Source organism: Ensifer sp. ENS08 (assembly GCF_014852195.1).
Classification (GTDB): Bacteria; Pseudomonadota; Alphaproteobacteria; order Rhizobiales; family Rhizobiaceae; genus Ensifer; species Ensifer adhaerens.
Window position 1 is genome coordinate 294,688 of sequence record NZ_JACVBF010000001.1, and the last position, 19,927, is coordinate 314,614.

General features: G+C 62.9%; 17 protein-coding genes and 1 pseudogene. 7 read left to right on the top strand and 11 right to left on the bottom strand.

Annotated features, from left to right (window positions below):
- Window positions 1–15 precede the first annotated feature (15 nt).
- The 6 genes from IB272_RS01485 to IB272_RS01510 form a co-directional block, all read right to left on the bottom strand.
- On the bottom strand, window positions 16–993 hold the full coding sequence (locus IB272_RS01485; RefSeq protein WP_034801039.1) for a magnesium transporter CorA family protein: 978 nt from the start codon (window positions 991–993) through the stop codon (window positions 16–18).
- A gap of 362 nt (window positions 994–1,355) precedes the next feature.
- Complete coding sequence (locus IB272_RS01490) at window positions 1,356–2,519, bottom strand: Mrp/NBP35 family ATP-binding protein (protein WP_034801037.1); 1,164 nt, start codon at window positions 2,517–2,519, stop codon at window positions 1,356–1,358.
- A gap of 27 nt (window positions 2,520–2,546) precedes the next feature.
- Window positions 2,547–2,897, bottom strand: a complete 351-nt coding sequence (locus tag IB272_RS01495) for a hypothetical protein (protein WP_162732968.1) — start codon at window positions 2,895–2,897, stop codon at window positions 2,547–2,549.
- 82 nt (window positions 2,898–2,979) lie between these two features.
- Window positions 2,980–3,753, bottom strand: a complete 774-nt coding sequence (locus IB272_RS01500) for a LuxR family transcriptional regulator (protein ID WP_051659571.1) — start codon at window positions 3,751–3,753, stop codon at window positions 2,980–2,982.
- A gap of 140 nt (window positions 3,754–3,893) precedes the next feature.
- Window positions 3,894–4,634, bottom strand: coding sequence for an autoinducer binding domain-containing protein (locus IB272_RS01505; RefSeq protein WP_034801035.1), 741 nt, complete (start codon window positions 4,632–4,634; stop codon window positions 3,894–3,896).
- A gap of 195 nt (window positions 4,635–4,829) precedes the next feature.
- Window positions 4,830–5,645 carry an IclR family transcriptional regulator gene (locus tag IB272_RS01510; protein WP_060584354.1) on the bottom strand — a complete coding sequence of 272 codons (816 nt, stop codon included), beginning with the start codon at window positions 5,643–5,645 and terminating at the stop codon, window positions 4,830–4,832.
- A 154-nt stretch (window positions 5,646–5,799) separates the two neighbouring features.
- Between IB272_RS01510 and IB272_RS01515 the strand changes: the two genes are divergently transcribed.
- The 5 genes from IB272_RS01515 (at window position 5,800) to IB272_RS01535 (ending at window position 10,843) form a co-directional block, all read left to right on the top strand.
- Window positions 5,800–6,570 (top strand): SDR family oxidoreductase, encoded by a 771-nt coding sequence (locus tag IB272_RS01515; RefSeq protein ID WP_060584093.1) that lies wholly within the window; start codon window positions 5,800–5,802, stop codon window positions 6,568–6,570.
- On the top strand, window positions 6,570–7,487 hold the full coding sequence (locus IB272_RS01520) for a 2-dehydro-3-deoxygalactonokinase (RefSeq protein ID WP_060584091.1): 918 nt from the start codon (window positions 6,570–6,572) through the stop codon (window positions 7,485–7,487). Before IB272_RS01515 ends, IB272_RS01520 begins: the two co-directional genes overlap by 1 nt.
- A gap of 15 nt (window positions 7,488–7,502) precedes the next feature.
- Window positions 7,503–8,138 (top strand): 2-dehydro-3-deoxy-6-phosphogalactonate aldolase, encoded by a 636-nt coding sequence (locus IB272_RS01525; RefSeq protein ID WP_060584089.1) that lies wholly within the window; start codon window positions 7,503–7,505, stop codon window positions 8,136–8,138.
- On the top strand, window positions 8,138–9,022 hold the full coding sequence (locus tag IB272_RS01530) for an SMP-30/gluconolactonase/LRE family protein (protein WP_060584088.1): 885 nt from the start codon (window positions 8,138–8,140) through the stop codon (window positions 9,020–9,022). The genes IB272_RS01525 and IB272_RS01530 overlap by 1 nt, the downstream gene beginning before the upstream one ends.
- 96 nt (window positions 9,023–9,118) lie before the next feature.
- Window positions 9,119–10,843 (top strand): IlvD/Edd family dehydratase, encoded by a 1,725-nt coding sequence (locus IB272_RS01535; RefSeq protein ID WP_034801023.1) that lies wholly within the window; start codon window positions 9,119–9,121, stop codon window positions 10,841–10,843.
- Between the two features lie 63 nt (window positions 10,844–10,906).
- Here IB272_RS01535 and IB272_RS01540 read toward each other — a convergent pair whose 3' ends face one another.
- Window positions 10,907–12,001 (bottom strand): YfhO family protein, encoded by a 1,095-nt coding sequence (locus tag IB272_RS01540; protein WP_162732967.1) that lies wholly within the window; start codon window positions 11,999–12,001, stop codon window positions 10,907–10,909.
- Window positions 12,002–12,359: 358 nt separating this feature from the next.
- Between IB272_RS01540 and IB272_RS01545 the strand changes: the two genes are divergently transcribed.
- Window positions 12,360–12,998, top strand: coding sequence for a PRC-barrel domain-containing protein (locus tag IB272_RS01545; protein WP_060584081.1), 639 nt, complete (start codon window positions 12,360–12,362; stop codon window positions 12,996–12,998).
- 75 nt (window positions 12,999–13,073) lie between these two features.
- Here the strand turns inward: IB272_RS01545 and IB272_RS34820 are convergent.
- Both IB272_RS34820 and IB272_RS01550 read right to left on the bottom strand, forming a co-directional pair.
- Window positions 13,074–13,646 (bottom strand): annotated as a pseudogene (locus IB272_RS34820) (N-methylproline demethylase); the annotation flags it as partial.
- A gap of 85 nt (window positions 13,647–13,731) precedes the next feature.
- On the bottom strand, window positions 13,732–15,282 hold the full coding sequence (locus tag IB272_RS01550) for a trimethylamine methyltransferase family protein (RefSeq protein WP_060584080.1): 1,551 nt from the start codon (window positions 15,280–15,282) through the stop codon (window positions 13,732–13,734).
- A 92-nt stretch (window positions 15,283–15,374) separates the two neighbouring features.
- On the opposite strand from IB272_RS01550, the gene IB272_RS01555 reads away from it, so the two are divergent.
- Window positions 15,375–16,313: a LysR substrate-binding domain-containing protein gene (locus tag IB272_RS01555; protein WP_060584079.1), complete on the top strand. Its 939-nt coding sequence runs from the start codon at window positions 15,375–15,377 to the stop codon at window positions 16,311–16,313.
- Between the two features lie 6 nt (window positions 16,314–16,319).
- Here IB272_RS01555 and IB272_RS01560 read toward each other — a convergent pair whose 3' ends face one another.
- Both IB272_RS01560 and IB272_RS01565 read right to left on the bottom strand, forming a co-directional pair.
- A complete protein-coding gene (locus tag IB272_RS01560) occupies window positions 16,320–17,666 on the bottom strand; it encodes an EAL domain-containing protein (protein WP_051659581.1) in 1,347 nt (448 codons plus the stop codon).
- A gap of 263 nt (window positions 17,667–17,929) precedes the next feature.
- Window positions 17,930–19,648, bottom strand: a complete 1,719-nt coding sequence (locus tag IB272_RS01565) for a response regulator (RefSeq protein WP_060584078.1) — start codon at window positions 19,646–19,648, stop codon at window positions 17,930–17,932.
- Between the last annotated feature and the right edge of the window lie 279 nt (window positions 19,649–19,927).

The window sequence follows — 19,927 nt, forward strand, 5'->3', positions numbered from 1 at the left end:
CAAACCTACTGGCGTTCAAAGCCAGCCTTTCCAGCGGAAAAAGAAAAAGGGGATCACGGCCGATATCACCATCGCCGCGATCGCCCAGGGATAACCGAATTGCCATTCCAGCTCGGGCATGACGCGGAAGTTCATGCCGTAGACAGAGGCGACCAGCGTCGGCGGCAGAAGCACGACCGACGCGATCGAGAAGATCTTGATGATGGCGTTCTGCTCGACGTTGATCAGGCCGAGCGATGCATCGAGCAGGAAGGTAATGTTGCCGGAAATGAACCCGGCATGTTCGGACAGCGATTGGATGTCGCGCGAAATCGAGCGGCAGAGTTCGCGCGTTTCCTTGTCGTCCTGCACCTGCGGAACGGTGTAGACGAATGTCAGCAGGCGCGAGAGCGAGGCGAGGCTGTCGCGGGTCTTGGCGACCAGACGATGATGCCCGGCAACGTCGCGCAGGCGCGCCTCGAGAAAATGCGGCGGGCGGCGCTTGCCGGCGGCCTTGTCGCCGAAGACGGCGATCGACAGATCGTCGATCTTGGTCACGGCCTCTTCGAGAATTTCGGCGGTCCGGTCGGCGATCGTTTCCAGGAGCCGGGTCAAAACCACCGCGCCGTCTCGGCAATTTCCGGGGAAGCGGTGCATCGACGCCTTGAAGAGGGCGAAGGATCGGGGCTCGGCATAGCGGATGGTGACGAGCCGGCTACCCGCCAGGATAAAGCCGATGTCAGTCAGGCCGGGTATCTCCGTGTCCGAACGAAACACCAGTGACGCCGTCATGAACACGGCGTTCTCCTCGATATAGAGACGGCTCGAAGGCTCGATGTCCTTGAGGTCGTCGCGCGTCGGGATGGAAATGCCGAGCAGCTTTTCCATCATCAGATCTTCCGCCTTGTTCGGCTCGACCAGATCCAGCCAGATGAGGTCCGAACGCAAACTCTCGGGCGGGTCGGCGGGCGTCAGGACGACGGCCGTGCCATCGGCGCAATAGCCGGTGATCATGCGAGCGTCCTCGTCATGCCAACCTTAGGGTCGAATGGAAGAGGCGAAAGGTCGTGCGCCACAAAATACCCACAATAGAGATCCATCGGATGGGACGTTCCGCCAGTCAGGACAAAGTCTTCAACTCAGTCATCGCGAGAGGCCAAGATCTCGGGCGAGAGGGCGTCAAGTTGGGCACCTTCGCAAGTGCGGCAAGGCATATGGCGCAACGCAAACGCAAAATCAATGCCCTCTTGCAATCCGGCACGCGGGCATGCGCCGCCAGTTCGGCGCCACCCTATAGCATGTTTGCTTAAATCAAAACCGAATCAAGGGCAAAACGATTCGTGCCCGGCAGCCGGGCAGAACCGCTTCGAGACAAACTACTCGAACACGATGTTCGGCGCGGCGCGGCTTTTGTCCTGCTGCGTGGCTGATACCTGTTCCCAGACCTTGGTCGCGATATCGCGGTAGACGCGCGCGACCTCGCCTGCCGGGTCGGAGGCGACCAGCGGCGTTCCCGCATCCGACGTCTCGCGAATTCCCATCGTCAGCGGCACTTCGCCGAGGAAGGGCACGCCGATGCGTTCTGCCTCCTTGCGGGCGCCGCCGTGCCCGAAGATGTCGTAGCGGTTTCCGGTGTCGGGCGCGACGAAGTAGCTCATGTTCTCGACGATGCCGAGCACCGGGACTTCCACCTTGCGGAACATGGCAAGCCCCTTGCGCGCATCGATCAGCGCCAGGTCCTGCGGCGTCGAGACGATGACGGCACCGGCAAGCGGCACCTGCTGGGCCATGGTGAGCTGGGCATCGCCCGTGCCCGGCGGCATGTCGACCACGAGCACGTCAAGATCGCCCCAGGCGACCTCGCGCAACATCTGCAGAAGCGCCGACTGGATCATCGGTCCGCGCCAGATCATCGCCACTTCCTCATCGACGAGGAAACCCATGGACATGACCTTGAGGCCGTAATTTTCCATCGGGCGGATGAGCCGGCCCTCGATCTGCTGCGGCCGGCCGGAAATCTTCAGCAGCCGAGGCATCGAGGGGCCGTAGATATCGGCATCGAGCAGACCGACTTTCAGGCCGTTTGCCTGGAGTGCCAGCGCCAGATTGACCGACGTGGTCGACTTGCCGACACCGCCCTTGCCCGAAGCGACGGCGATAATCGCGCCGACGCCGGGGATCCCCGCCTTGGCGGGCGGTCCGCCAGCCGGACGCGGGGCGTGGGAGTGGCCTGCATGGGACGGTGCCTGCGGCTGCGGGCGCTGCACCGGCGCGCTGCCTGCGGCCGCCTTGCGGTCGGCCGTCAGAGCGACCATTGCCGCGGTGATCCCGGGAATGTCACGCACCACGCGCTCGGCTGCAGCCCGCATCGGCTCCAGCTCCTTGGCGCGTTCGGCCGGCACGGTGATCGAGAAATAGGCCTTGCCGTCGGAGATGAAGACATCAGACACGAGCCCGAGGTCGACGATATTGCCTTCCATGCCCGGGCCACGCACCGTGCGCAACTTTTCAAGCACCACTTCTTTCGTGACTTCCGGCATCGCGCCCTCTCATTCTTTTGTTATCTCTTAGATAGTCGAGGCGGGGCGCTTCGCCAATGCGACATAACGGAAAAAGGAAGGGCCACCACCCGCCTCGGTGTCCGTACATCCGGGATCACCTTCAAGGCGGGCAGTGGCCCTTTCGGTCGCGACCTTCTTGGGCGCTGTCTTCTTTTTAGTCCCCTCTGGACATGCCAATAGAAATGCAGGATGCGTGCCAGTTTCAGATCTGGCGGAAATAAGCAGCAATTTCAAAAAGATAATCTCGACCGCCATGCATCGGCCGGCGATGGCATATGCCCAGTTTCTGAGCAACCGTCTGCAAATCGTCCAAGGATGGAGCAGATCGCCCAGATGACGGAACCTTGGCGACAGCATGCCGGGCTTCCCCAAGCTTCTTTCGATCGCATCAGGTCGAGGACATTCAGGAAGAGGCTTGCGGCGCAGGGCCGACTTGGGGCTAGCTGATGTAGCCCTTCTTCATCGCCTTCACGACCGCCTGGGTACGGTTGACGGCGTCGAGCTTCTTGGTCACGTGGTTGAGGTAGTGGTTGACCGTATGCTCGGAGAGCCCGAGGATGCCGGCGATCTCGGCGCTGGTCTTTCCGGCAGCCGTCCAGCTCAAACACTGGATCTCGCGCTCCGAAAGTGCTGCGCCGCTGCTCTTCCACACGGAGCCGATTTCGGCGAGGCGGTTATAGACATGGATTGCAATCATCTGCAGTTCCATGGTGACGGTCATCGGCAGTTCGACCAGCGGGCCCATCAGGATGACCGCGCCGCGGCCGCCCTCGGCGTCATGAACCGGGAAGTAGCTTGCCTGGAAGATACCGTTTTCGCGCAGCATCTCGATGTATTCGGCCGCCGATTCCGGTTTGCCGCCCTCTCCCTCCCAGGCTGCAAGCGTCACCTGGAACGGCGTCGTCGTCTCGCGCAGGCGGCGCACGCCGGTGCTGAAGCGCAGCATCGACAGGCTGTCATACTTGTTCAGCAGCTCGGCCGGCATGTTGGAGATGACGGTGCTCGCGGCGAGGCGCTCCACGTCGATCGAGGGGATCGAGCAGATCAGAAACGTCTTGAAGCCAAAAACCTGCGTGATCCGCCGCATATAGCGGATGATATCGAACTGGGTCTCAAGCTTTGCGATCTCGGACGCGAAATCGCCGCCCCGGGGCAGATCTGCGTCAGTCATCCCGGTCGTCATCGTATCCTGCATTCGCGCGTTCCATGGCATTCATCACGTATCAAATAGACCGAGCCGCCTGCCAATGCCAACAGATGATCGAAAATCCCTGCCGCTTCGACCCAAAAGTCTGTGTATTTCCCCTCGTGAAGGCCGATATTGCCATCAACTCGCGCGACGCGTGCCGGCGATCAGTTGATCAACCCGGCGCGCACGGCCTTTGCGACGGTCTGAACGCGATTGACCGAATCCAGCTTGCGCGTTGCCCGGTTGAGGTAGTGGTTGACGGTATATTCGGACAGCGCCAGAATTTTCGCCATTTCACTGGTGGTCTTGCCGGCCGCCGCCCAGCGCAGGCACTCGACCTCGCGGCGTGAAAGGCTTCCCGCACCGCGCTTGTCGCGATCGCGCACCTCCATGTATTTGCTGTAGAGCACACCGGCCCAAAGGTTGAGCTCCTGAAGCTCGTCATTGGAAACCACGGGACGGTCGCCGCCAAAGGCGATCGCAGCGCGGTGGCCGCTCGCATCGTGCACCGGCAGATAGAGGCCGCGCGGCATGTTGGCCTGCTCGAAGACGCAGACCGCCGCATCGCCCTTGCCGTCGGCTCGGCGGCGCGCAAGCTGGTGCGCGTCGTAGGTAAAGGGGATGGTGCTGCGCCGAAGCCGCTGGATCACCGGGCTGCCATTGATCAAGCCAGCACTGTCATAGCCTTTGAGAAAGGCGGCCGGGTAGTTCGTCATCAAGGCGTTGACGGAAAGGCTGTTGCTTTCCGTTTCCGGAATGGCAAGCACCAGGAAACCACGGAAACCGTAGGAATCCGCAACCTGGGCGATCACGCGCCTGATATCCTCTTCGCAACAAATCGGCCCACGGATGGTTCGCCCATCAGGAAGCGCCAACGCCGACAAATTCGCGCTGAAATCGATCATCTTCCGCCCTTCTCCACATCCGGTTCCATGCGGGAACCGGCCGCTGACGCCGCATGAAGATCACGTCAAAAATTTATACCAATACCAAAAACGAACCAGACTAAGACCATCCACGAACCTGAGTCTGATATATTAAAGCTATCGAGCGAGACGCGCTACGTCCAGTCGATGTTTCTAATTTACCGTAAAGTGAATTCAAGGTCCACCACGGCCGGGCCCAAGACGGATCGCCGCGTCCTCGCCAACCGCTTGCGCCGCTGCCCGAACCGCTGCCGCCCAGGCCGACAATTGTTCCATGGTCACCCGATAGGCAGGCCCGGTTACCGACAGGCCGGCCGCAAGTTCGCTGCCGGGAATGAGGATAGGCGCTGCAACGCAGCGGATCTCCGTTTCATGTTCCTCGCGGTCGAAAGCGTGGCCCTCGCGCCGGATTTCCTCGATCTCCGCCAGCAAGGTGGCGGCCGAGCGATGAGTGTGCGGCGTGAAGGCGTGAAACTCGGTTCGGGCCAAAATACCTTCCAACTCCGGCTGCCCAAGCAAGGACAGCGCCGCCTTGCCGATGCCGGTGCAATAGGCCGGCGACGCCTTGCCGATCTGCGAACTCATGCGCACCGTCTGGCGGCTTTCTACCTTGTCGACATAGACGATCTCGGTCTCGCGCAGGATGCCGAGATGCACGGTCTCGCCGGTCAGTTCGTGCAATCGCTGCAGGTGCGGCTCGGCAACATCGCGAAAGCGATTGGCGGACCAGGAGCGATAGGCCAGTGTCAGCAGCCGAAGGCCAGGCTCATAGGAGAGGTCGCGGCGCTGGATCAGCAGTCCTTCCTCGACCAGATGGCTGAGCAGCCGGTACAACGTGCCGCGCGGCTGGCCGGACCGGGCGAGAATATCGGTAAAGCGCTGCGGGCCATCGGCGGTGACCACCGCTTCCAGGACGGTGATTGCCTTGCCGAGCGTGCCCGTGCCAGCCTCACGCACTTCGTCCCCTCCGCCTGCCGCTTCACCCGTCATCGTCGCTCGCTTGTTTGTTTCCGATTGCAGTCGCGCGATCGGGCGCGCGACCTTGACAAGGTAGACGCTTCGACGTGATAATTCCATATAATAAAATCAAGTTCCAAATAATGGAACAATTCTTCACCATAGGACTGATCGGGGATACAGGAATATGCCGGTGCCGAAGGCACAATTTCATGATCTCGAAGACCGCGCGGTGCTGGTCACCGGCGGCGGTTCCGGCATTGGCGCAGCGCTTGTCGAGGGCTTCGTCGACCAGGGTGCACGGGTGGCCTTCGTCGATATCGACGAAAGGGCAAGCCTCGACCTCGTCGAACGGCTCGCCATCAAGGCAAGCACGGCACCGGTCTATATTCCCGCCGATTTGCGCGACATCGAAGCGGTAAAAAAGGCCGCGCAGACTGCGGCGGCCGCTCTCGGCGCGATCCACGTGCTCGTCAACAATGCGGCGCGCGACGATCGCGAGCCACTGGAAAGCGTGACCGAAGAGAGCTGGGACGAGAGCCAGGCGGTCAACCTCAGGCACCTCTTCTTCATGAGCCAGGCGGTTGCACCGCATATGCGCGAAGCCGGCGGCGGGTCGATCGTCAATTTCTCGTCGATCGCCTATCTGCTCAACATGGCCGAAATCCCGGCCTATGCGACGGCGAAAGCCGCGATTGTCGGCCTGACCAAATCGCTCGCCGGAAAGCTCGGCCACGACAACATCCGCGTCAACGCGATCCTGCCCGGCATGATCGTCACCGAGCGCCAGAAACGGCTGTGGCTGAGCGACGCGGCAATCGCCGGCATGCAGGAACGGCAGTGCCTGAAGCGCAGCCTCACCGCCGACGATCTCGTCGGCCCTTGCCTTTTTCTCGCGTCGGCGTGCTCGTCGGGCATGACCGCGCAAACAATGATCATCGATGGAGGCGCACTTTGATGACGGCAGCCTATTATGCCGCAGTCGACTGGGGAACCACGAGTTTCCGGCTGTGGATCATCGGCGAGGACGGCTCGGTGCTCGCCGAGCGCCGAAGCGGCGAAGGCATGACCACGGCCAACAAGGCCGGGTTCCATGCGATCCTCGAAAAGCACCTGGTCGCCGTCGATGCGCCAGGCCACCTGCCGGCGATCATCTGCGGCATGGCCGGCGCCAAGCAGGGTTGGGTCGAGGCCGGCTATCTCGATACGCCGGCCGCGCTCGCCGATATCGCCTCCCATGCCGTGGCAGTGCCGGATCTCGATCGCGACATCCGTATCCTGCCGGGTCTGGCGCAGCGTGATCGGCGGCACCCGGATGTGATGCGCGGCGAGGAGACGCAATTGCTCGGCGCGGCAAGCGACCTCGGTCGCGGTCTACATCTCGTCTGCATGCCGGGCACACACAGCAAATGGGTGCGGCTCGAAGACGGCGCCGTCAGCGGCTTTTCCACCTTCATGACCGGCGAATTGTTCGACGTGATCTCCAAGCACTCGATCCTCAGCCACTCGATCGCCGACGCGCACGCGTTTACCGGCGATCATCCCGCCTTTGCGGCGGCGGTGGCCGAGGCACGCACAAATCCGGCGCTCGCCACCAGCCTGATCTTCGGCGCGCGCTCAGGCCAATTGCTGCACGGCGCAAGCGCGACCGACGCCAAGGCGTTGCTGTCGGGCACGCTGATCGGCCTGGAGATCGCCGGCGCGCTGGCTTCAGCCAAGACGATCGACAGCATCTGCCTCGTCGCCTCCGGATCCCTTGGCACGCTCTATCAAGCCGCGCTCGAAAGCCTCGACTGCCCTCTTCAGGTGGTCGATGCCGACACGGCCGTCCGCTCCGGCCTTTCGACCGCCGCCCAGGCGATCTGGCCCCTCTGAACGAAAGACACGCTCATGACCCGCATTCCCTTTCCGTCGATGAAGTATCCGCTGATCGCGATCCTGCGCGGCCTCAAGCCCGAGGAAACCGCAGGCGTCGTTGGTGCCCTGATCGAGACCGGCTTCTCCGCGATCGAGATCCCGCTGAACTCGCCCGATCCGTTCCGCTCGATCGAGACGGCCGTGAAGATGGCGCCCGAGGGATGCCTGATCGGCGCCGGCACGGTGCTGACGACGACACAGGTGGAACAACTCGCCGATGTCGGCGGCCGCCTGATGGTGAGCCCCAATGTCGAGCCGGCGGTGATTTCTCTCGCCGCCACGAAGGGCATGGTGACCATGCCCGGCGTGCTCACCCCGACCGAGGCGCTTTCGGCCGCGGCAGCGGGCGCCACCGGTCTCAAGTTCTTCCCGGCAAGCGTGCTCGGCCCGTCCGGCATCACCGCGATCCGGGCGATCCTGCCGCCGGAGCTGGAAATCGCTGCCGTCGGTGGCGTTTCGGACGCGAATTTCGGCGACTATGCCAAGGCCGGTATCCGCAGCTTCGGTCTTGGTTCCAGCCTCTACAAGCCCGGCATGAGCGCGGCTGAAGTCCGCGAGCGCGCCGTTGCCACCATCAAGGCCTACGACGCCGTCTACGGAGCGCGCTGATGAGCGACACCATCCCCTTTTCCGGCAACATTCTCTGCGAAGCGACGTCGATCCTCGGCGAAGGTCCGACCTATGACCCGGCCACCGGCACCGCCTGGTGGTTCAACATCAAGGGCCAGGAACTGCATGAACTGCACCTCGAAAGCGGGCGCAAGACCGTGCACGCCCTACCCTTCCTCGGCAGCGTGCTCGCCGTCATCGATCCGACCCGGCAGCTGATCGCCTCCGACCAGGGCCTCTTCATCCGGGATACGCAGACCGGTGCCTTCAGCCTGCTGACCACGCTTGAGGACAAACCCATCAATCGCTCGAACGACGGCCGGGTTCATGCATCCGGTTCGCTCTGGATCGGCACCATGGGCCGCAGCGCCGAAAAGGGCTCCGGCGCGATCTATCACGTCGCCGGCAGCAAGGTGACGAAGCTCTATGCCGCCATCACCATTCCCAACAGCATCTGCTTCTCGCCGGATGGAACCGTCGCCTATTTCGTCGATACCGACATCAATCACCTGATGCGCGTCGATATCGACGCCGCGACCGGGGTGCCGAAAGGCGAACCGAGCCTGCTCGTCGACGGCAGTGGCGAAGCCGGCGGCATCGACGGCTCCGTGTGCGATGCCGACGGCCTGATCTGGAACGCCCGCTGGGGCAGCGGCACGGTCGATGTCTACCGCCCCGACGGCGCGCGCATCGCGCGCTACGCCGTGCCGACGGGCCAGCCGAGCTGCACCGCCTTCATCGGAGCGAAGGCCGACCGCATACTGGTCACATCCGCCTGGCAGGACATGGACGAGGCAACGCGTGCGGCGGACCCGCATGCCGGCAAGACCTTCGATCTCGGCGTCAGCGTCAAGGGCCGGTTCGAACCGTCTTTCCGTCTCTGACCGGAAATTCTTGGCCGAGTAACTCTTGGCGAAGCGCCAATAAAAAGTCATACAATTCAGCCACGCGTTTGATCGCATGGTGAGGAGGAAGCTCGCATGAGCGACAAGAAGAAAGAACTGCGCAGCCGTCACTGGTACGGTGGCACCGACAAGGATGGGTTTATCCATCGCTCCTGGATGAAGAACCAGGGATTTCCGGACCACGTTTTCGACGGCCGCCCGATTATCGGCATTTGCAACACCTGGTCGGAACTTACGCCCTGCAACAGCCATCTGCGCATTCTGGCAGAGGGCGTGAAGCGTGGCGTGTGGGAGGCCGGCGGTTTCCCGGTCGAGTTCCCGGTGTCTTCGCTCGGCGAGACGCAGATGCGCCCGACCGCGATGCTCTTTCGCAATCTGCTCGCCATGGATGTCGAAGAGGCGATCCGCGCCTATGGCATCGACGGCGTGGTGCTGCTCGGCGGCTGCGACAAGACAACCCCCGGCCAGTTGATGGGTGCGGCGTCGGTCGACCTGCCGACGATCGTCGTCTCCTCCGGCCCGATGCTGAACGGCAAGTGGAAGGGCAAGGACATCGGCTCCGGCACGGATGTCTGGAAGTTCTCCGAGGCCGTACGCGCCGGTGATATGAGCATGCAGGAATTCATGGCGGCAGAAAGCGGCATGTCGCGCTCACCGGGTGTGTGCATGACCATGGGCACGGCCACCACCATGGCGTCGATCGTCGAGGCTATGGGCCTGTCGCTGCCGACCAATGCGGCGCTGCCGGCCGTCGACGCCCGCCGCATGGCGCTGTCGCACATGACCGGCAAACGCATCGTCGAGATGGTGCATGAAGACCTGCGCCTGTCGAAGGTGCTGACCAAGAAGAATTTCGAGAACGGCATCATTGCCAACGCCGCCGTCGGCGGCTCGACCAATGCCGTCGTGCACATGCTGGCGATCGCCGGCCGCGCCGGCGTTGATCTCTGTCTTGAGGATTTCGACCGCGTCGGCAGCCAGGTGCCGTGCATCGTCAACTGCATGCCGTCCGGCAAGTATCTGATCGAAGACCTCGCCTATGCAGGCGGCCTGCCGGCGGTGATGAACCGCATACAGCATCTGCTGCATGCCGACGCGCCGACAGTCTTCGGCGTGCCGATCAGCAAATACTGGGAAGATGCCGAAGTCTACAACGACGACGTCATCCGCCCGCTCGACAATCCGCTGCGGGCTGCCGCCGGCATTCGCGTGCTCAAGGGCAACCTTGCCCCGAACGGCGCCGTCATCAAGCCGTCGGCCGCAAGCGAGCATCTCCTCGTCCATGAAGGTCCGGCCTATGTCTTCGAGACGATCGAGGAGCTGAAGGCGAAGATTGACGATCCCGACCTGCCTGTGACCGAAGACACGATCCTTGTGCTCAAGGGCTGCGGACCCAAGGGCTATCCGGGAATGGCCGAGGTCGGCAACATGCCGATCCCGCGGCGCCTCGTCGAAAAGGGCGTGCGCGACATGGTGCGCGTGTCCGACGCCCGCATGTCCGGTACCGCCTTCGGCACCGTGGTCCTGCATGTCAGCCCGGAATCGAATGCCGGCGGGCCGCTCGCCATCGTCAAGACCGGCGACCGCATCCGCCTCGACGCGATGAAGGGCGAGCTCAACCTGATGATCAGCGAGGAAGAGTTTGCGACGCGCATGGCCGCCTGGCAGGCGCCGCCGCAGAAATGGACCCGCGGCTACTACAAGCTCTACCAGGACACGGTGCTACAGGCCGACAAGGGTGCGGACCTCGACTTCCTCGTCGGCGGCAGCGGCAGCGAAGTGCTGCGCGAAAGCCACTGACGGCTTCGGACGCAGTTCGAGGCTGACGCGTTTCAAATACCCCGCCCGTCAGGCGGGGTATTTTTATCCGGCCAGGGAACGGGAGCCCAACGGCGAAAGCCTTGCGGCCGGCGCACGCAGCCGCGACCAGGTTTCAAAGCCGTAGATGGCGAGCCCGAGCGCAATGAAAAACTCCTTATACTCGGTCGGGTCCCAAAGGCGCACGAGCGTGGAAGCCTGGAGAATGAACAGCTCCTGGATCGCGACGATCAGAATGGCGCCTGCCGTCAGCACGATGAACTCGCGCCAGTGCCCCGCCCTCAGCGCGATATCGGCGATCACCAGCAGTATGATCACGGTCATCATCACCATCATCTGCGTCGGCAGCATGCTCCAGTTGTCGCTGTTGAAGGCGGCCATCGGGGCGCTTGCCGCCAGCACCAGCACGCTCGGGGCGAAAGCATCGAGCCGGCCAAGGCTGATGCTCTTGCGCAGATAGAGCCAGACGAAGGGCGCCAGCGTCAAAAGGAAGAAGCTGCCGGTGTAGTAGAGCAGTTCCGAGAAGCCGGTGGAAATGTTGTGCAGGTTCAATTCCTGCTGCTTGTTGAGCGCGAGCAGGCCCTCCGGCGTGGCGATACCGAAGACGCGCTGCATCCAGGATATCTCCTCCATGCCGACCACGAAGAAGCAAAGCGCCAGAAGCGCTGCAAAAGCCGCGGCCATCCAGGCGCGACTTCCCGTTCCTGAACGGGCCACGCGCAGTTGCCCAACGGCAGCAAACGCAAAGAAACCGCTGGCGATGAAGATCAGCAGGGCAGAGACCCATTCGACCAGACCGTCTTCACGCGCCAGAAGGCTGAAACCGAGGGGATCGGCAACGAACACCAGCGCCATCAGCACGGCGAGCATCCAGCCGGCGACACAAAGCCCAAGCTCACGGCCGGACGCCAGCCGCAGTTCCGGCGCGCCAAGCCAGGCGGCATCGCGGGTAAAGCCCTGAACAGCCGCGAGCGACAGGCTCAGAGCCACCCAGGCATGCCAGAGATTGTAGGGCTCGACGCCAGGAACCCGTTCCGAAAAATAGCGCAGCCCAAAAAGATTGCGCTCGATCAGAACGAGGCCGGCCATCGCCAGAACGGAGAGCAAGGAAACAGAAAGAAAGCGGCGCGGCAAAAACATCGTGAAAACCATCCCGGGATAACAGGGTGACGACGCTGCGCGCTATTTCCTGCCATCTGCCAAGTATCGACAAGAACGCTCAAGAATTCATGAATGACCCAAAGTACATAATTGATCACTAAAATACATATATTCGAAAACCAAAATACATGTCCGCGCGAGATTGCCGACAATCCTTGGAAAATCGCGGACGAGGGTCACGTTCACCGGCAACGGACCTTTCGACCTGAAACTTTGACTATTTTTTCCGGAACCGTTCGGGCTCCCGGGCGTTGACACCATATCACCGGCGCGGTGGACCTGGCGGCAGAAGCCAGGCCCGCGCCCTGATCGAAACGTCAAGGAAAGGCAGTTTGAGATGATCAAGAAACTCGTAACAACCGTCGCAGCCGGCGCGCTCTTCGCGGGTCTTACTGTCGCCCCGGTGGCTTTCGCGCAGGACGCAACCAAGCCGATGGAACAGCCGCAGACGATGCAGCCGGCGCAGCCCACTCCGGACGCCATGGCTCCGGCCGATCAGGCTGAAACGAAGCCGCCGATCACGGAAACCAAGCCCGCGGATATGGCGCAATCGGACGCCACCTATCTGACCGAGCAGGCAAGCGACCAGATCGCAGCCAGCACCTATATCGGCCAGAGCGTCTACAATGCCGGTGACGAAAGCATCGGCGAGATCAACGACCTGATCATGAAGAAGGATGGCGGCGTGGAAGCGGCCGTAATCGGTGTCGGCGGCTTCCTGGGTCTCGGTGAAAAGGACGTAGCGGTTCCGTTTGATCGCATCACGATCGCCGAGCAGCCCAACACGGACAAGCTGAAGCTGACGACCACCGAAACCGCCGATACGCTGAAGGCGGCTCCGGAGTTCAAGACGAAGGCGCAGCAGGTTGCCGAACAGAACGCCAACCAGCCGGTTGACACGTCGACGACCTCTTCGACCACGACTACTGCACCGGCGCAGCCGATGCAGCAGGGTACCGAACAGCCGCAGCAGTAACGTCGTAGCATTCCAAGCTGTTCAGTACGCCTTCCAACGGGCGGCGGTGCCAGGCACCGCCGCCTTGGCTTTGCGTCAGACGAGCACTCCGTCGCGTAGGGCATCGTAAATGCCCGCGTGGATGTTGCGGCTGGCGACGGCATCGCCGATGCGGAACATGTCGAAGCGGGCATCGAGGTTTTCTGCGGGGTGGTGTTCTCACCGCGAAGCAGCGCCTTGTAATCGACGCCCCCCAGCTTGCGTGAAAGCGGCTTCAGTTCACGATAGAGGTCGTCCATCGGCACCGTGCCATGCTCGACCACCACTTGCGCCACACGCCCCTTGATCGTTGCCTTGTCCGAAAAATCGGAACCGAGCGTCGCAACAAGGCCATTGCACTCCCGCCGAACGGATTTCAGCCGCGTGTTGATCGTCACCCGGACATTGTGTTCGGCAAAGGCGGTCGCATAGGGCACATGGTTCATGCCCCCCCGACCTCGGGCGCGAACATGCGCTCGGGCGAGACAATCTCGAGCTCGCCGCCGCCGCGCGCGATCAGCTCGGCCGCCATCATGCCGCTATAGGCGCCGTTGTCGTCATAGAGCGGCACCGCCCCTCCGGCTTCACCGTCCCGGCGATGATATCCCAGCTCGACACGACGAGGTCGTCGGCTCAGGCGGTAAGACTGCAGCAGCGGATCTTTCGACGATGTCGTTTCCTGTTCCTTGAAAGGCGACCGAGAATGCCGGCTTCGTCAGTACCAAGCATCCGCCATGCTCTCCTTACGGCGCGTGACATAATCGATCAGCGCCTCGTCGAGCGCCACATCCAGTGGCGGCGCTTCATATTCGGCAAGCGTCTTCTTCCAGGCGCGGTTGGCACGCGTCGCCATGTCGGTCTCGCCCTCCTCAACCCATTTCTCGAAGGGCTCGTTGTCCGAAAGGGCCGAATCCCAGAAGGCGGTCTGGTAGTTGCGCATGGTGTGGTCGCAGCCGAGGAAATGGCTGCCGGGACCGACCTGCAGGAAGGCGTCCATGGCCAGCGTGTTGTCGTCGACGACCACGCCGGCAAGATAGGCATGCAGCGCGCCGCAGAAGTCGGTGTCCATAACGAACTTCTCGTAGGACATGGCGAGCAGCCCATCGACGAAGCCGGCGGAATGCAGGATGAAATTCGCGCCACAATGCACCGCCGAGAGCATCGACATCGCGCCTTCCTGCATCGCCTGTGCATCCGGCAGCTTCGAATTGGAGAAATTGCCGGCGCAGCGCAGCGGCAGGCCGAGCCGGCGCGCAAGCTGGCCGACGACCATGCTGCCGATCGCCGGTTCCGGCGTGCCGAAGGTGGGCGAGCCCGAGCGCAGCGACATGGACGACAGGAAATTGCCGAAAATGACCGGGGCGCCCTTGCGCTCTAGCTGGGTCAGCGCACAGCCGGCAAGCGTCTCGGCATAGGACTGGGCGATGGCGCCGGCATTGGTGACCGGCCCCATGGCGCCGCCGAGGATGAAGGGCACAATGACCGCGGCCTGGTTTGCCCGCGCATAGGCGCGTAGCGACTTCGTCATCGTCCCGTCCCAGACGAGCGGCGAATTGACGTTGACGTTGCCGAGGATGACGCAGTTGCGATCGACGAAATCGCGACCAAAGAGAATGCGCGCCATCTCGATCGAATCTTCGGCACGGTCTTCCGCCGTGATCGAACCCATGAAGGCGCGGTCGGAATATTTGATATGGCTGTAGACCATGTCGAGGTGGCGCTTGTTGACCGGCACGTCGACCGGCTCGCAGATCGTGCCGCCGGAATGGTGCAGCCAGGGGCTCGACTGCGCCAGCTTGATCAGATTGCGGAAGTCCTCGATCGTGCCGTAGCGCCGGCCCTTGTCGAGGTCCATGACGAAGGGCGAGCCATAGGCCGGCGAGAAGACGACGTTGTTGCCGCCGATCTCGACATTGCGCGCCGGATTGCGGGCATGCTGGGTAAACTGGTGCGGCGCCGAGGCGACGATTTCCTTCAGCATGCCCGGTTCGAAGGTCACCCGGACGCCGTCGACCTTCGCGCCGGCCCTTCGCCAGTGATCGAGAGAAACCGGGTCGTCGCGAAACTCGATGCCGACTTCGGCAAGGATTCGATCGGCAATCGCCTCGATCCGAAGCAGGCTTTCCTCGCCGAGGATATCATAAGTCGGAATGTTTCTGGTGATGTAGGGAACACCGAGGCTGCGTCCTGCGCCCTCGCGCCGGTTCGGCCGTGTGCCGCGTGTCCGTCTGGGTGCCGCCGCGTCCGTTGCCAGTGCCGTATCCATGCCCATATCCTCCCATCATCTCAGATGATGCTATGGGTGAAAAAATCCACTGTAACGCTGGAAAAATTCGATCCATGCTATAATCGTCATTTATGGAAAACCTGCGCCGCCTGCTCCCGTCCGCCGCAAGCCTCATCGTGTTCGAGGCAGCCGGCCGCCACCAGAACTTCACCCGTGCTGCCAACGAGCTCGGCATGACCCAGGCTGCAGTCTCCTACGCCGTGCGCGGTCTTGAGGAACAGCTGGGCGTGCCGTTGTTTCATCGCGTGCACCGCGCGGTCGAGCTGACGGAAGCGGGCGAGAAGTTTCATGCCGACGTCTCCGTCGGCCTGTCGCGCATCCAGAAGTCGGCCGAAGACATTCGCGCAAAGGGCCGCGAGACCAACGTGACGCTCGCGGCCTCCACCGCCTTTGCCTCGATGTGGATGCTGCCGCGCCTCAACCGCATGCGCGAGGACCTGCCGGAAATCGATCTCCGGATCCAGACCAGCGTGCGCGACCTCGATCTGGAGGAAGAGCCGATCCCGCTCGGCATCCGCGGCGGCGACCCAAGCCATTGGCCGCGTTACCATGCCGCCCTGCTCGCCGACGAGGTGGTCAACGCGGTCGCCACACCCGCCTATATCGAGCGGCACGGCTTGCCGAAAACGGCCGCCGACCTGCCACGCCACAACCTCATCCACCTGGAAGAGCCGGTCCGACGCGCCTGCGACTGGACCGAGTGGTTTGCGAGCGCCGGTCTTGCCTATCCCAAACAGGCCCGCCGGCTTTCGATCAACGACTATGTCCTGGTGATCCAGGCGGTGCTATCCGGCGAAGGCGTGGCGCTCGGCTGGGAACACTTGATCTATCCGCAGATCCGCTCGGGCGCGCTGGTCCCGGTCGCCGGACACGTGCTGAAGACGGGCCTTGCCTTCTACGTCGTCTGGCCGCGATCGCGCGAACTGAATGCGCAGGCCAAAAGGGTGCGTGACTGGCTGCTGGATGAGGGGCGGCGCGACCGCGCAGCGATGTCCGGCGCCGAGGACTAACCCGGATCAGGCCTGGGCGGGAAGATCGCGGTAGCGATCGGCAAGATAGCGCATCGTCGCCACCGCATCGGCGGGCTTTCCATAGAAGTAGCCCTGCCCCAGGCCGCAGCCGAGCGCCTTCAGCTTCAGGGCCTCGGAAAAGTCCTCGATGCCTTCGGCGACGACTTCGAGCTCAAGCCCCTCGCACATCGACACGATCGCCTTGATGATGTGCTCCGAGGCACGATCGGCAGAAATGCGCGAGACGAAGGCCCGGTCGATCTTGACCTTGTCGAAGGAGAAGTCGCGCAGCCGGCCAAGGCTCGACTGGCCGGTGCCGAAGTCGTCGAGCGAGACGCGGACGCCGGCGGCGCGCAGTTCCGCAACGATCTTCTGGGCGATATCCGCATCGGCCATGACGGCCGTTTCGGTGATCTCCAGCTCCAGGCGCCGCGGGTCGAGGCCGATCTGGCTGATGATCGACAGCAGGCGCCGGCTGGTGGTCGGATCCGTGAGCTGCGCCGAGGAGAGATTGAAGGAGAGGAAGAGCTCCTTCGGCCAGGAAAGCGCGGCATGGGCTGCCTTGCGCAGCAGGACCTCGGCGAGCGAATCGATGAAACCGCGCTCTTCGGCGAGCGGCACGAACACCGCCGGCGAGACATAGCCGAGATCGGCATCGCACCAGCGCGCCAAGGCCTCGAAGCCGACAACCGCGTCGTTGCGCAGATCGACGATCGGCTGGAAGTGCACGTCAACCTCGTTGGCGATGATGGCGTTGCGCAGCGCTTGCTCAAGCTGCGTCGCGCGCTTCATCTCCTGGGCGATCTCCTGCGAGTAGACGGTGATCTGCCCGCGGCCGCGGCGCTTCGAGCGATAAAGCGCGGTATCGGCGCTTTTCAGGAGGTCCTCGAATACCTCTCCGGCAAAGGGATAAACGGCGAAACCGAAGGAGGCGGAAAGACGAACGTGACGGTCGCCGAGATCGAAGGGGGCCGACAGCACCTCCTTCAGCATCTGTCCGATCTTCTCGGCGCCCTTGCGCTCGAAGATCAGCGGCAACACGAAGGCAAATTCATCGCTGTCGAAACGGATGATCGTGGCACCCTCGGGCGCGCAGGCCTTCAGGCGATAGGCCACCTGGCAGAGGATCTCGTCGCCCGCTTCCGGTCCGAACAGGTCATTGATCGGCTTGAAACCATCGATATTGGCAAGGCCGATGGTGAACGGAGCCGGGTCACTGGCACGCTCCTCGGCGAGATCAAGGACACACTGGCGCAGGCAACGGGCGTTGCCGAGCCCGGTCAGTTGATCGACATCACCCCGGGCCGCAGGCGCCTCGCGGCCAACACGGTGGTAAGGTGTTTCCGCTGTCATCATCGCCGTCCCCCACTCATCTGGCAGGGATGGCGTGCGATCGAGCCCGCCGCCAGCGTGCGCCACGACGCAAACCGGCTGTGTCTTTCCGACACGACCGGGGCTTGGGCAACGAGGTGGATGCGAGGCATACGGATGGGGCTCTACACTTTAGCGGCAATTCGGGGCAGACGATCGCAATCGGCGGTTAACAATCCGATATCGTGCCGCTCCAAGATTTGCCATTGGCCTCCCCAATTCTAGCGAGTTGACACGCCTTTTACTCAACCTGCCGTTCGTACTGCCTTCACCGGCATGAATTTTCTCAACACCGCCTCGATCATATCGGGGCTCACCGGCTTCATGATGTGGTCGTCCATGCCGCATGCCTTGCATTGTTGCAGGTCGATATCCAAGGCCTGGGCGGTAACCCCGATGATCGGGGTTTTCTGTGCGCGTCCCTTTTCAGCCGACCGGATTGCGACGGTTGCGTCGAAGCCGTTCATGACCGGCATCGACACATCCATCAACACAAGGGCCGGTTGCAGTTCGTGCCAGAGTTCGACGGCCTCGCGACCGTTGGCGGCGATCCGATGCGAAACGCCGAGCCCCTCGAGGATCTGGGTGAAGACGAACTGGTTGATCTGGTTGTCTTCGGCAACGAGCACGTCGACCTGCGGAGCCGGCGGCGGCGGCGCGATCTCTTCGGCCTCGAACGACAGCGACCATTCCGGTTGCGGCGCGGCACCCGCGCGCTCGGAACAAACACGGAAGACTTCCGCAAGCACCGCCGCCCCGTCCTGATCGGCGGATACCGGGAGGATCGGGCTGTCGCGCCAGCCGGTAGCGATCTTCTGCCGCTCGGGGAAAGCCGCGTCCAGCAACAGGATGTCGAGCTTCAGCCCCGCCTCGTCGACGGCAGCGCAGAAGGCGTACAATTCGTCGGCATCGCGAACGGCGCAGGCGTCGAGCCCGGAGCCGCGCAGCCGGGCGACAAGCCGCTCCTCCAGCGCTCGGTCGTCGGTCGCCAGAAGCACCCGCAGGCCGCGCGCCGGCAAGGTCTCGATCATCGACCCCGCCTCGACGAGCTGCTGGACATTCAGCGCCCTGAAAGGATCGTAGAAATTCTGCGCCGCGGCAAAAATGCTGTAGTCGCGGATCTGCAGGGCGACCTCGCCCGAGGGCTCCTCGCCGCCCTGATACCAGACGGCAATATCGGTCACGTCGTTCATGCAGGTGACGACGAAATGGCGGCCGGGCATGCCGACGCGGTACTTGCGGGTCAGCACCCAGAGGTCGCTACCGTCGGCACGCACGATGTGCTCGGCCTGCGAAAACGGTTTGCCGGTTTCAAGCACCATGCGATCGGACTGTTCGAAGCGCTCCGCCAGGTCGCTCTCGACCAAGTCCCAGGCTGAGCGGCCGAGGATGGCGTCCTGCGCCAGGTCATGGATCAGGCAGAAGGCCTTGTTGACTGCGATGTAATTGAGATTGCGATCCTTGACGCAGATGGGATTGGGCTGCGCGTCGAGGATCTGCTCGGTCAGTTCCACCCGCTCCAGGTCGGTCTGAAGCTGTTCGTCGCGCTTCTTCTGGTCGGAGACGTCGCTGATCGACAGGATGCCCATGCCGCTCGACAGGCGGCGCTTGCGCATCGAAACCCAGCGGGTGCGGCCGGCACGCTCTACGCTCTCGTAGCGCTCGCGCCAATGCAGCGCCATGTGCTCGGCAATCCATTCCTCGCGGTTGGTGCGTCGGCGGCTGTTTTCCGGGACGGTGCCCGGACGGACACCGGTGTCATAGACGGCACCGAGGAAGTCCCTGAGCCGCGCGCCCGGCATCAGGGCTTCCGCCGGCACCGGGAAAAATTGCAGCATCGTGCGGCTGGCAAAGAGAATGGTATCGTCCCGGCTGCAGACAAGCACAGCGATGCCGAGTGCGTCGCAACTCGACTCAAGAATGACCCTGTTGATGTCCGCGCCGTTCGGCGCCCCATCGCTCATCGCACTGTCCTCACTCGCCTACCGCATGTGTCCCTGGATCGTCAGATCAGGGGGAACAGGCGGCCATCCAAAGTGCCACAACGGCCTGCCGCGTCTTCATAATGACGCGCGGCGCTGCAACGGCGGTTTCATTTCGGGACATGCTGGGGTGGCCTTGGCAGGCGTCCCTTCGAGCGGCGGGAGTGCGGCGTCCAGCTACGCCGCAAGGCTCAAAAGACAAAACCCGTGATCATTCAGGTTGTTGTGGAAAATCGCAGCAGAGTGTTAAGGGCCGATTAA